This is a genomic window from Pseudoscardovia radai (genome assembly GCF_002259605.1).
Lineage (GTDB): Bacteria > Actinomycetota > Actinomycetes > Actinomycetales > Bifidobacteriaceae > Pseudoscardovia > Pseudoscardovia radai.
Window position 1 is genome coordinate 48,809 of record NZ_MWWR01000007.1, and the last position, 12,659, is coordinate 61,467.

Here is a 12,659-nt window from a genome sequence, read left to right on the forward strand (position 1 = left end):
ATCTGTGAGCCGGTGTCTGTGAACCGGTGTCGGCGGTGCCGACGCAGCGGTTTTGCCGATTCTCATCGTGACGGGATCCTGGCGGAATCCTGACAGAACCGGCTGCCGCCGTTCCCGTCCGGCGCGCAGCCGGTCCGTTCGCTGGTTTCGATTCTGGTATCGCCGCCCGTTCCCCTGTCAGGGCGTGCGTGGTATGCGTTCGTCGACGGGCGCGGGATCGATCATGATGCGGTTCGTGCAGAACCCGCTCACGATGCCTCCTGCCTCCCCGGGATTCCGGCATGTGGGTTTTCCAGCATAGAAAAACTCCCCGAAGCGCGGGGGCTCCGGGGAGCAATTCCTACCGAATCGGCTTATTTGCAGCATATCGCGGCTCCGTCATCGGCGTGTCGCGAATTGCGCGCCGATGACGCTAGGCAGTCGGCTGACCGCCCTGACCCGGCTGCGTGTACGTCGGCTGCGTGTACGTCGGCTGCGTGTACGTCGGCTGAGCTGCCTGCGGCTGAGCTGCCTGCGGCTGAGCTGCCTGCGGCTGAGCAACGGTCGTCTGGGCATAGGTGGCCTGTGCAGGCTGCGCGGCATACGCGGCGGGCTGCTGGTAACCTTGCGCCGGCGCGGTTCCCGCAGTCGGCTGCTGGTACGTCGGCTGCGCGGCTGCATACGATGCACCCGCCGGCGCGGCGGCAGTCATCTGCGCAGCGGGGGCGGCGGCCGGAGCGGCGCCGTCCACAGCCACGGCACCGCCCAGCGCGATGCTGTACAGCGGGCTGTTCGGCGTCATGATGGCCGTTCCCAGCGTGCGGGACAGCGCCTCGACGATGAACACGCAGGCCGGAAGCGTCAGGATGATAAGCGGGCTGATCTTGAATGTGAGCATATTCTCGGCATTCAGACCAGGGAAGACAAGCCAGTAAACAAGCGCGATGCCGCAGGCGACGGCGGGCGCCTGCCAGCTCTGGTCCCATCCGGCCTTCGCCGGGTCGTACTGGTTGCGCACCGCCTCGCGCAGTGCCACATAGACAAGTGCTAGAACGAGGCACACCAGCAGCACCCACGGCACCCACGAGAACTTGGACACCGCGTCATTGATCTCGTCAGCGTCGGAAATCCCCTTGAATTCCTTGTGGTTCTTGCTCATGAACCAGCCAAAGTCGATCGTACCGTCCACCACGCCGCGAAGCGAGTAGGATATGCCCGCGAAGCTGGCGATGACAAGCAGATCAACCACGAGCGTGCCGAAAGTCGTCAGAATGATGATGGCGAACAGCCATGCAATCGCCTGGGCTTCAGTGCCATCGCTCGAATCGTAGCTCCTGCCCTTGAACTGGAGGACAAGCAACGCCACAAAGCCCAGGACGGCGAAGACTGCGAAGACGAATTCGAAGAACTCGACGAGCGTGCGCTGCCATCCGCGCGCGTGACGGCGCCACTGACGGCATGCCAGGAAGACGTTCGCCTCCTCCTTATGCGATTGCGCGAGAGCGAAGCCGGCGAGCTCGCCGAGCAGAACGAAGATGAAGACGGACAGGAACGTGTGCGCCGTGGCGAACGTCACGGTCACGTCCTCGGTGGAGACGGCGGAGATGGCGCCCAGAATCAGCGAGACCAAACCGCTGGCGACGGCGCCGATGACGGAACCGAGCAAGCCGGTCCACACAACCTTGAACGCGCCCTTGCGCGCCAGCAGGTAGACGCCGAATGCGGCGCCGATTACCATGCCGATGGCCGGCAGGCCGATGGCGGAGAAATTCTCGGTCATCGAGATGGGGCTTCCCGACGCGGAAGCATGCAGGCTGCCGCCTAGCCCGATGAGAAGAAGCCACAGGAAGCTCTTCGAGCTGAAAGCGTCTTCCTCGTCGCTGGAGAAAGACATGATGTCGCTGACCGCGGAGGAGGCGTCAGGCGAGAAGATTTTCAGGAAAACCAGCGTAACAAGCGCCATCGCAACGACCGCGGCGAAGGCGATGCCGACGCCGGCGAAGATGGCCTGCCATATCAGTGGGCTCTTCATATCCGCCTGCAGCCTGAGCGCGGCCTCGCTGGTCTGCCTCGGAGTCTGCTGCACGTACTGCTGCGGCTGCCCGTACTGGGGCTGGGCGTACTGCGGCTGACCATACTGCGGCTGGGCCGGCTGCTGCGCAAATTGGGGCTGCGCGGCAGGCTGAGCTGCCGGCTGCACGGCGGGCTGCTGCGCATAAGCATACTGGGGCTGGGCCGCCGGCTGCGCATACTGAGTCTGTGCGACGGGCTGCTGCGCGTACTGCTGCTGGGCCGCCTGGGCCGAATCGACAGCAATCGTCTGCTGGACGGACTGCGCATACTGGGCCTGGGCCACCGGCTGCGCAACCGCCTGCTGGGCGGACTGGTCCGTGGCCTGCAGCGGCTGCTGGTATGCAGCGGCCTGCGCCGCATCGGGCGCCTGCTGCGCTGCCTGCGTCTGTGTTGCTTGAGTCTGTGTTGCCTGAGTCTGTGTTGCCTGAGTCTGTGCGACGAAGGCCGTCAGGTCCTGGCCGCACGCAGGGCACACCTGCGCGCCCAAGGGTGCCACGTTACCGCAATAAGGGCAATTCATGGAAACTCCCTTCTCGTTTCGTTCTTTCTCGAATCGTTTTCTCTCTCCAGATCACGCACCGGGCGCAGTGAATACGCCGTGCCCGTGGGATCCCCATCCGCCCTGCATCATCACCCGTCCCTGGGCGGCAACACTGACCGAATAATGCCATGATACAACCGCGACACACCGGCGCCCATGCCATTCCCATCGCATAACCGCCGCATAACCCTCCGGTCATCGTCGCATCGTACACAGACCGCACCGCATGAAGTCCGCATATGCCATACACCGGTCCATCGTCATGCCGGCACGGCGACCATCGGCTTTGCCCCGACACCCCGTCATCGTTTCCCTCCCACTCTTCACGCAACTATTCCCAACATCGCGCTTTCTCCCGGCCACAGTGCCTCTCACTGGTCGGCACAGTGCCAGTGAGAGGCACTGTTAGCGAAACCATCGTTGAAAACACTGGCCCTTCTCCCCAACGGTCGCCCTCACTGGTCGGCACACTGCCAGCGAGAAGCACTGTTAGCGAAACCATCGTTGAAAACACTGGCCCTTCTCGCCAAACAGTCGCCCTCACTGGTCAGCACACTGCCAGCGAGAGGCACCGTTAGAGAAAAACCGACGCATTCCCAACGATTCCCGTCCCAACACTCGGCCTCACTGGCGCGTGGACTGCCACTGAGAGGCACCGTTGACGACCCCGCCGTTGAAAACACTGGCCCTCCTCCCCAACGGTCGCTCTCACTGGTCAGCACACTGCCAGCGAGAAGCACTGTTGACCAAGCCGGCGTTGTAAACAGGCCCCTCCCATCCCAACAGTCGCTCTCACTGGTCAGCACACTGCCAGCGAGAAGCACTGTTGACCAAGCCGGCGTTGCAAACAGGCCCCTCCCATCCCAACAGTCGCCCTCACTGGTCAGCACACTGCCAGCGAGAAGCACCGTTGGGGCGCGGGATCAGTTGGCGGATCGCTGGGTCGGAGGGATCGGCGCCGGCTGACCAGACGCCGGCTGAACTGGCAACACCGGATCAGCACTCGTCTGAGCAACACCTGCCTGGACCGGCATCACCGGAATCGCACCCGCCTGAACCGCTCCCGGCTGAGCCGGAATCTGCTGGAAACGGACCTGCTCCTGGGCGTATTGCGCGGGATCGACGGTCTGCTGGATCACATGCCGCATTCCCGGCACAACGCGATACACATCCGACGACGCATACTGCCACGACGCATCCGCGTTGCCCACCGCACCCGACGCATACCCCGCGCCCTGCGCAGTAGACGCACTCCCCGCTTCCTGTGCGGCGTTGAAACCGGCGGGCATGGGGCGCAGCACGGCCGTGCGCTCATATCCGCTGACCGGCAGCTCGCGGTACGCCCCGCCCGCACTCGGCCCGGAGACCGGCTGCGATGCGGGCTGCGGCACGAAGGCCGGCTGCTGCATCGGCTGCGATGCCACGATTGCCGGCTGCGCAATCGTCTGAACGGCGGGCTGAATCGTCTGGGAGGCGGACGCCGCAACCGGAGCCACAACCTGAGCCGCAGGCATCGTAGGTGCCGCCACAACAGGCGCCGCCACCCCGGCCATCGCCGGCCCAGCCACAACAGGCGCCGCCTCCTTCGCCGCCCGCTTCATCGCAACGATATCGTCCCATGTCAGGTCACGCACGGCACTTCCGCTCGCGCCATCCACCGCCGCCGCGCCGCGGTGCGCGAGGTTCCACAGCGCGCGCGACGAACGGACCGCGGGCGCCGCCACGGTGCGCGCCAGCAGGCTCACGATGGCAAGGAACGCAGGCACCATAAGAATCACGATCGGATGCACCGCGAAGAATCCGGAACTGTTCTCGGCCGTTGCGCCAAGTGCACCGCCGGCCGCACCATCAAGTGCACCGCCGGCCGCACCGGCGCCGGTTCCCGCCCCCGCATCGAAGGTCTGAGTGAAGCTCACGCCGCGGAACAGCGCCCAGAGCACAGCCGTCACGGCAAGCGCCACGAGCAGGCCGATCCAGCAACCGGTCCAACCGGTGTCATCGCGGTCGCAGCACGCGCGGGCGGCGGCGCGCAGCGCCAGCACGCACGCGCCAGCCACGAGCAGAACGATCGTCACGATCGCCGCCACTCGCACCCACGCCGCCATGCCGTCGGCACCGCCGAATGCTCCATTCACGCCACCGAGTGACGGCACGAAAGCGTCAATCCAGCTGCTGCCGGTCAGCGACATCGTGGTGTCATGTCGCGTCGCGCCGACACCGAGCGAGTAATCGACGCCCTTGCCAAGCATCAGCCCGAGCGCCATCATCACGAAGGTGCCGGCATACGATGCCACCACTGCGATGGCGAGAATCGCGGCGGTCGCGTTGATGCCGGGAAGAAGAAGGTTGGAGTCGAGGCTGGTTCCTGCGCCACCTGCCCCGCCTGCGCCGCCGACCCACGCCGGATCGGCGAGCAGGCATCCCGCCAGAAGCGCGTTCGGCCACAGCGACACCCGCCCGCCGGACGCGGACTCCACCAGCGCGCGCACGGCCACGGCCGCATATGCCACGCCGAGCACAGCGGAGGCGATAAGCAGGAACCGCCCCGTTTCGACCAGCGTGCGCGACCATCCGCGCGCGTGACGGCGCCATGCGCGCAGGGCCGGGAACAGGCCGTCCTGCCCCGCGCCCGCGCAACTGCAGGCGAGTGCGAACGCGACGGCGGCGCCGAGCCCGGCGAGAAGTGCGACACGCAGCGCAAGGTATCCGGCATCGCAGGAGACGGCGATGGCGGAGATGTCGAGGCCGGAGAAGCCGCCGGCGGCCGTCGTCCCGCCTGCCGAAGCATTGCCGGCGCCTGCGTCGGCTGCGAGCGCGCCGTAGGCGCCACGCAACATGCGCGTGGCGCCGGCGCCGGTCGCGGCCGCCAGCGCCGCCGCGAGCGCCGCGCCGATTGCGGCGGTTACAACCGTGCCCACGATTCCCCCGGCGCGCGAGGGCGCCGCATGCCGCGCCACGCGGTAGGCGCCCACGGCGGTTCCCACGGCGAGCGCGATGCCGGACAGTCCGAGCGATGACATGGTTGTGGCGAGTGTGGCAGCGCCGATATGCGTGGTGATCGAGGCGCCGAGCCCGAACGTGTTGAGAAGCGCGAAGGAGCCCAGGAGCGACGCGCCCGCGTCGGCGCGAAGGGCCGGCGAGCAATTCGCCGCAATCACCCAGATGGGCAGCGCCACGATAAGACTGACGAGGAAGGCGAACAACGCGCCTAGGCCGATGCCGGCGAGCGCGGGGAGGATGGCGCGCCCCGCGACTCCACGATGCGAGGCGTCGGTGCCGGCATCGGCAGGCGCGGCGGGGTTCGCGGAGGTGGGATTCGCGGCATCCGAACGATTGCGGTGCATGCCGGTGATGTCGAGAAGCGGCGTGAAATCGGTGAAACGGCTGACACCGTGCAGGTTGTGGACCGTGTCCGGCGACTGGGCGGACGATTGGGCCGGCGACGGGGCCGGCGACGGGATCTGCGCCGCAGCCTGGACGGGTGTCCGAACAGGAGCCTGAACGGCGGCCGGAGCGGGCACGGACATTGCAGCGGGCGCGGATACCGCGGGCGGCGCAGGAGGCGCGGGCGCGGCTGGCTGCGGCTCTGGATCGTGACGGAACGCGGCGGAACGGAACGTCATGGCACCATCGGTCTGCGGATCGAGCACGAGGCCGAGGTCAAGCGGCGCAGGCTCGCGATACGGCATATCGAGGAATCGTGTCTGAAGTGTGGGAACGCAATCGTCGTCGGCGTCATCGTACGGAGAAGCCGGCGCCACACCCGCGGGCGTCTGCGCCACCGCTGACACGACATCCGACGCACCGGAACCCGACGTGCCAGGAACGCTGAGCGCACCGGCTGCGCCCATCGTATCGGCGAACGCAAAGCCGCACTGCGTGCAGAACCTCGCGCCGTCGGAACAGATCGTGCCACATTGCGGGCAATACATAACCCTTCTCCTGATCTCTTTCGCATTCCCCGCGCGCCGGGCGGCGGCCGTCGCATGCCCGATCCCAATCCGGGGTACCCGCCCATCCTACAACCATCCGTCGCACAACCCCCTGCCCGTCCTATCCGATGGTCAGGAGGATGTGCAAGGAGACGCTGGACAATGACGGCACGGCCTGCGTACAGAAATCACCGTTTTCTAGGCGAAAACTCCCCGAAAATATCCGCAAGCCGTACCACTGTTCCCGAAAAGACATCGGTCAGGCAGCATATCGAACACCTGCGGAGGGGGTATTTGCGGGTTTGTGGGGTCCTTTTTCGGGGGTGGGCCGAGTATACAGGGCCCGAAACCGTTGAAACTACGTCGTCGTGTCGCCGCTCCGGACCCCACAAACCCCGAAATACAGTCCGGCTCCTTTCGCGAACACGCCCCGGCCACTGAAGAACCGCAGAAACAAGCCATTTTCGCATGACCCGCCACGGAACCGGAGTGTGTTTCCCCGGGAAATCGGAGACCGGGGCACGCAAAAACAATGGTACGGCCTGCGTACAGAAATCACCGTTTTCTAGGCGATAACGCCTCGAAAATGTACGCAGGCCGTACCGCTGTTATTGTGGCGGCGCCACGGTTCCCGAAGGTGTGGCGCCGCCGGCACTCACGCCGCCGTCACACGACGGCGCAAGCCGTCACAAAAGCGCCATGCACACGAAGTCGAGGATGAACAGCGCCGCGACCACCCAGATCACCGCGGAGACCTCCTTCGCCTTCTTCTTGCACGTCATCACGATGCAGTACGTGATGAAGCCGCCGGCGATGCCGTACGAAATCGAATACGAGTATGCCATGAACACGGCGGCGAAGAGCGCAGGAATCGCCTCCTCGATGTTGTCCCAGGCGACTTCCTTGAGACTCGACGCCATCATGCAGCCCACGATCACGAGCACGCCTGCGGTCGCGGCGCTCGGCACGGCGGAGATCAGCGGCGACAGGAAGATCGACAGAATGAAGCACAGCGAGACGACCACGGAGGTCAGGCCCGTGCGGCCGCCCGCGCCGATACCCGCCGCGGACTCCACGTAGGTGGTGGTGTTCGAGGTGCCGAAGATGGAGCCGATCGACGTGGCGATCGAATCCGCGAACAGCGCGCGGTCCATCTTCGAGCTGAATCCGGAGCCGTCCTCGAGCGCCTTCTCGTCCTCCTCAGAGAAGATGCCGGTGCGCCGGCCGGTGCCGATGAACGTGCCGATGGTGTCGAAGGTGTCGGACATCGAGAACGCGAAAATCGTGACGAGCACAAGCGGGATGCGCGCCGGATTCGAGAACAGCGCCGGGAATCCCTGCGCCGTGAAGATGGCGCCGAAGGTGGTGGGCAGCTGCGAGAACGCCTCGCCCACCGACACGGAGTTCGCCATGCTCGTCAGCCCCATCGGGATGCCGACGAGGGCCGTGATGACGATGGTGAGCAGCAGCCCGGCCTTCACCTTGGTGACGGTGAACACGATGGCGAGCAGCAACCCGATGAGGAACAGCCACAGCGTGGGCGTGTTCAGCGTGGCGAGCCCCGGCGTGGCGCTGATGGCGCCGCCGTTCGCGGCCGCGGCCGGGTCGCTCGGCGTGAACTGGATGAATCCGACGTTGAGCATGCCCACATACGCCACGAACAGGCCGATGCCTGCGCCGATGGCGTTCTGCAGCACCGGCGGGATGGCGCGGATGATCATCTTGCGGATCTTCGTGACCGTGATGATGATGTTGATCACGCCGCACAGGAACACCATGCACAGCGCCTCCTGCCAGGTGAAGCCCAGCCCGAAGCAGACGGTGTAGGTGAAGAAGGCGTTGAGGCCCATGCCCGCCGCCTGCGCATACGGGACGTTGGCGAACAGGCCCATGACGAGCGTTCCGATGACGGCCGCGATGATGGTGGCGAGGAACACGCCGCCCCATGGCATACCGGTTTTGCTCAGGACCTGCGGGTTGACGACGATGATATACGACATCGCGAAGAACGTGGTCAGACCGGCGGTTATCTCGGTGGATACCGTGGTGCCGTTCTCCTTGAGATGGAAGAACTTCTCCATTGCTCTTGGCTCTCCTTGGGGTTGGCGGCCCCGGGCCGGGCGGTCCGTGGCCGGTGCGGATACCTGGCGAGGGCCGCACGCCGCCGCGGGGCCCAAGTCCTGCATTCGCCGCCGACACCCCCGCCAAACACGTTCACCCTATCACGCGTGGAAGTCACGTCCGTGCGGTGCGGCAATCACAGAACGACACCCTCCAGGGCGAGCAGACGGCGCTTGCGATCGAGACCGGCGGCATAGCCGGTCAGGCTCCCGTCCGCGCCGACGATGCGATGGCACGGCACGATGACAAGAACCGGATTGCGCCCGGCCGCCCCGCCGACCGCCCGCGCTGACGTCGGCGTGCCGCGCCGCTCCCCCACCCGCCGCGCGAGCTCGCGGTACGTGGATGTGGTGCCGTAGGGCACCTCGAGCAACGCCGACCACACAAGGCGCTGGAAATTCGTTCCGGCAAGGTCGAGCGGCGGCACGGCGCCCGGGTCGGCGCCCGTGAAATACGCGTCGAGCCAGCGCCGCGCCTCGTCAAGCATGTACCGCGCCTTCTCAGGCACACGTCCCGTATCCGCAGGCCCCACCTGCGCAGACCGCATCTGCGAAAAACCCGCCGCCTCTCCGGCGAGCGCCGCGCCCGTCGTCTGCGCGAATCGCGCCTGCGCCAGTCCCTTCGTCGAAGTGCGCAGAATCATGCGCCCGGCAGGGGAATCGTACACGCATCCGGCACAGGTCTCGGTTCGTTCCGTCATGCCCCCAGCCTACCGCGCAGTGCCATCTCGTTCAGGCATCGATCCGCTATCTCGCGCCGTGTCTCGGCGTCACCTGCCAGTGCAGCAAGTCGTAGTCCTTGCTGTAACCAAGCCTGCCCGCAGGCGAGACGTCGCGCGCATCACCCGACGGAGCGTCCTTCGGCCAGTCATCCACGTCGTAGGGGTTGTAATCGTCCGGCAGCGCATCCCACCGGGACTGGGGGTAGTCATCGTAATCCCGGGCATGCTCCTCGAAATAGGGGAATACATACTTTCTCGCCGCCTTGCGTCGGCGTCGGAAGCTCTGGCTACCTACGAACAAGCCGCTGATGAACGAGAACAGAAAACCGATACAGAAAAGAAGAAAGAAATCGGCAAACATCACATACCCCAGACTTCCGTAGCATCACGATGGCGGTGACGCCACGAATCGAAACGGTCAGAGAAGAACGCGAACCAAATGATGCCGACGCCCAGGAACATCAACGCGCCAAGGAACGGAAACGCAAGCACTTTGACAGCTGAATCCGACAGGCAAAAATCAATCAGCAACGACGCCGGCACACCCGAAAAGCAGATTACGAAGCTTATGGTCATCGGCAGGGATCCCAGGTGATATTGGAAGCCCCGGACGGAATCGACACCTCCCTCGCGGGCGGCGGCGGCCACTTCACGCGGCGAAGCAGGCATGACGAAACCGGTATACGATTTCTTCGTTACCCACCAATTTGCCCAGAGTCCGAGCACAATGCCAGCAACGAGCGCCGGGATAGCAAGGAATTTTGACGGTGGCAACTCGCTCATCCCCCAACGGCCCAGAATGTATCCGAGGCCCACAGCGCATATCACGATAAGCATGACGGTCGCTCTGTGCATTGCCTGTTTCTGGATTTTTCTCACGAAATCCTCGGCAGGAATCTGTCTGCCGTATTCATCCCGCACAAGTTTCCCAGGTATGGGTTTCCTGTCTTTGTCCACCGAGCCCGGGGGATATGGTGACACCTTGATGAAACGCTCGGATGCTGCGTCCCAATACACGGGAATTTGGTATTCCGGCAGACGACCGATAAGGGTCAGATCGCGCCCTCTCATATGCACCACCTCTTCGTTGGAATCCAAAGGTTCAGCGTAACCGATTACCAGAATTTAAGGTTATTCCCAAGTTTGTCCCAGAAACCATCACCCTCTCCGCGACCGACGACGGAATCGTAGAAAGCATCTCCGGCAGACGAAATAACACTCCCTACTGCAAGACCAGCAATAGCACCAGCTGCAGCACCCACAACGGTGCCGAGTCCCGGAACGACTGAACCGGCAACAGCACCTGCTGCCGCCCCTGTCGCCAACACAGACACAGTTCCACCCACGACGCCAGCCACGGTGGAAATCCCGAAATGCCACCACGCATCCTGACGAGCCGTATCCGCACCATACTGCTCATCCCTCTCGGAGTAAGTCTGCGCCCCGTCAAGCGCGCCATCGAGAAGAGAGCCAACGATACTCCCTTTGATGCCGCCTCTGACGACTTGACGCCATTTCGAAATATGCTTCGGCACCTTCATGGGAATCTCGAGATTCCCCGTATACCGTTCCATTTTGCCGAGGATTTTCTGCCCCGTTACCACATTCGCATTCTTGAAAGCACGCTTTCCTATCGCCAAACTCGTATGACCCGTGGCTTCGAAAACACCGATGCATGTTCGGAAATGCTGAACCTGTGTCAATCCATTGCTAATTTCCTGCAGGGTGCTCAGATGCGTCTCGATGTCACCAGACAAATCCTTGCCCTTGGAGTGATACTCGTCTTCGCAATCCTGCACTTGGTATGTAAGACTGCGCACATCGTCATTCAAATCCGTCAGGTCACCGTTGTAACGATTGACCAACGATGACGCATTGGCCAGATCGTCATACGCAGCGTCTTCTTGCGACATCATCTGGCTGTAGCTGGTCCGAGCATCGTTCAAAAGCTGCTGGGTTTTGCCAATCGTGGACCTTTTCTCCATAGCCTGCTGGCAAAGGGAATCCGCGGTCTGCTGGAACTCCTGAAGTGCATACGCCCAGGTTTGTATTGCTTTGCTAGCGCCTTCAAAAGCCTGCGCGAGCTTATGGACGATGCCTATGGAATCCTGGATTGCATTGTGCATGGCAATCGCTGATTTGCCTTTGAAAGACACTCTATCGCTAATGGCTTCTTCGAGCACATGCTCAATCTGCGAGCACGTCACCGATCGGTCCGCATAACGGTCGGCAAGGAGACTCACGTCCCCGCAATCCCCGGGAACGGGATCCCCATCCAGATTTAGAGCAGACCAGTCCAGCCCCGGTTTTCGCTCATTGTCAACATATGTCACGAAACCTCACACTCCATTCCCCAATCACAACGTATCTGTGCGAACGCCTTCTTCATACTCTCTTGGCTCTCACAGATCCAGATCCCTAATATCAAGATGCAGATTATTGTCCACCTCGGAGGAGGATATCCGAACATTTTCCAAGAAATCGACAACGCTTTCCATCTTGTTCCATAGGTCGGAAAGGCGTGATCGGCTTCCCGTGGAAAACTCCTCCATCGCCTGAGACAGATGGACCTCCCCGATAACCGTCTGCGACACATCCAGTTCTGGAGACAAGCCGTCAATCGCCGGCCCCGTGTCTTTCAGCGTCTGTGATAGGGATGCCAGATCGGAGTCATTGATAACAAGGTCACTCATGGCTATCCTCACGCGTCACATGCAGTTTCGGATATGGCGTGGCGGAAACGACTTGGTCATAATGCTCCGCGAAGAACTGTTCCCGCGCATCGCGAAAGCCAACGAAGACGACGTCTTTCACGTCTTCTCTATTGAAGAACAGCATCTGGCTGGCATCGACAAGCCCTTCGGGGCAGGAAACCGCCGCGTAGTCGAAATACCCCGTGGTACCGTCCACCTCGGTCAGCGACCCACGCGCCACGATCATCAGGCGCTGCTCCTCCGTTCCGCCCTTGACATGGACGATGCTGCCCAAAGGAAGGATTATCTGTTCATCAGATGACATGACTGTTCCTCCGTTGTCTCCTGTTTCCTGCGAATCCCCGCCTCAATGCAGGGCATTCGCATCCGATACGGCGGATGTTGCTCACGCAACCGCCTCACGGATAGCCTCAACATAACCTTTCAAGCGGACAACCAGGGTGCTTGCAGAGCAATACCCGCTTTTGCGCGACCCCACGCGTTCGAGCAATCCGCGTTAGGAAAAGCCCCCCGCAACACGCATCCAAGCGGTTTTTTCTATCATTTATTCTATCATTTTAGGGGTTTATTCTATCAGG

General features: G+C 63.1%; 9 protein-coding genes. All 9 read right to left on the reverse strand.

Annotated elements, in window-relative coordinates:
• Positions 1–412: 412 nt before the first annotated feature.
• Complete coding sequence (locus PSRA_RS09490) at positions 413–2,548, reverse strand: hypothetical protein (RefSeq protein ID WP_211280484.1); 2,136 nt, start codon at positions 2,546–2,548, stop codon at positions 413–415.
• A gap of 968 nt (positions 2,549–3,516) precedes the next feature.
• Positions 3,517–6,525 carry a zinc ribbon domain-containing protein gene (locus PSRA_RS04935; protein ID WP_094660793.1) on the reverse strand — a complete coding sequence of 1,003 codons (3,009 nt, stop codon included), beginning with the start codon at positions 6,523–6,525 and terminating at the stop codon, positions 3,517–3,519.
• Positions 6,526–7,211: 686 nt separating this feature from the next.
• Positions 7,212–8,606 carry an NCS2 family permease gene (locus PSRA_RS04940; RefSeq protein ID WP_094660794.1) on the reverse strand — a complete coding sequence of 465 codons (1,395 nt, stop codon included), beginning with the start codon at positions 8,604–8,606 and terminating at the stop codon, positions 7,212–7,214.
• Positions 8,607–8,782: 176 nt separating this feature from the next.
• Positions 8,783–9,346 carry a methylated-DNA--[protein]-cysteine S-methyltransferase gene (locus tag PSRA_RS04945; protein WP_245834904.1) on the reverse strand — a complete coding sequence of 188 codons (564 nt, stop codon included), beginning with the start codon at positions 9,344–9,346 and terminating at the stop codon, positions 8,783–8,785.
• 46 nt (positions 9,347–9,392) lie between these two features.
• Complete coding sequence (locus tag PSRA_RS04950; RefSeq protein WP_094660795.1) at positions 9,393–9,728, reverse strand: hypothetical protein; 336 nt, start codon at positions 9,726–9,728, stop codon at positions 9,393–9,395.
• Positions 9,728–10,438 (reverse strand): hypothetical protein, encoded by a 711-nt coding sequence (locus PSRA_RS04955; RefSeq protein ID WP_094660796.1) that lies wholly within the window; start codon positions 10,436–10,438, stop codon positions 9,728–9,730. The genes PSRA_RS04950 and PSRA_RS04955 overlap by 1 nt, the downstream gene beginning before the upstream one ends.
• A 44-nt stretch (positions 10,439–10,482) precedes the next feature.
• Positions 10,483–11,700, reverse strand: a complete 1,218-nt coding sequence (locus PSRA_RS04960) for a hypothetical protein (protein WP_094660797.1) — start codon at positions 11,698–11,700, stop codon at positions 10,483–10,485.
• 69 nt (positions 11,701–11,769) lie between these two features.
• Positions 11,770–12,060, reverse strand: a complete 291-nt coding sequence (locus PSRA_RS04965) for a hypothetical protein (RefSeq protein ID WP_094660798.1) — start codon at positions 12,058–12,060, stop codon at positions 11,770–11,772.
• Positions 12,053–12,385 (reverse strand): DUF4176 domain-containing protein, encoded by a 333-nt coding sequence (locus tag PSRA_RS04970; RefSeq protein WP_094660799.1) that lies wholly within the window; start codon positions 12,383–12,385, stop codon positions 12,053–12,055. Before PSRA_RS04970 ends, PSRA_RS04965 begins: the two co-directional genes overlap by 8 nt.
• Positions 12,386–12,659 lie beyond the last annotated feature (274 nt).